We start from the raw sequence: 620 nt of genomic DNA, 5'->3' as shown, positions 1-620 counted from the left end.
CTAAAAAACTAAATACAAAAGTATTTATCGAAATGGCATCAAGAAATTATAAGCAAACGCATGATGTACAACTTTTATTTGAACAAGATAAACTTGAACAAATTAAAAATGAAGAGAAACAACCAGAAGTAGAAAAACCGGAAGTAGAAAAACCAGAAGTAGAAAAACCAGATGCTGAAACAATTAAAGATGGTGAATACAGCATCAATTTTAAAGCATTAAAAGATCAAACAGACGAAATTTCAATGATGAACACATATACAAAAAGTCCAGGTGTGCTAAAAGTAAAAGATGGTAAGAAGTATGTATCCTTTACGTTAACGAACAGTTCTTGGATTACAAAATTTGAATTTGAGAAAAATGGTTCGTTTGTTGATGCAAATGTAATAAGTGAAGATAAAAAAGCTGATACACGCGTAGTGGAAGTAGAAGTACCAGATTTATCGAAAAAGTTAAATGCAAAAGTAAAAGTAGATATCGATTCAATGAATTATCACCATTTTTACGATATTCAATTTGCATTTGATAAAGGTAGCATTAAGCCGTTAGATAACCAAGGTGGAAACAACAACCAAGGTGGAAACGACAACCAAGGCGGAAATAACAACCAAGGTGGAAAC

At 31.6% G+C, this 620-nt stretch carries 1 protein-coding gene; it reads left to right on the top strand.

Annotated features, from left to right (window positions below; genetic code table 11):
- A partial coding sequence (locus MR170_RS30945) for an NEAT domain-containing protein (RefSeq protein WP_242310663.1) occupies positions 1-620 on the top strand: 620 nt, incomplete at both ends.

This window comes from Bacillus cereus group sp. BfR-BA-01524 (genome assembly GCF_022662595.1).
In the GTDB taxonomy this organism is placed as follows: domain Bacteria; phylum Bacillota; class Bacilli; order Bacillales; family Bacillaceae_G; genus Bacillus_A; species Bacillus_A thuringiensis_S.
This window is presented reverse-complemented; position numbering and strand designations above follow the sequence as displayed.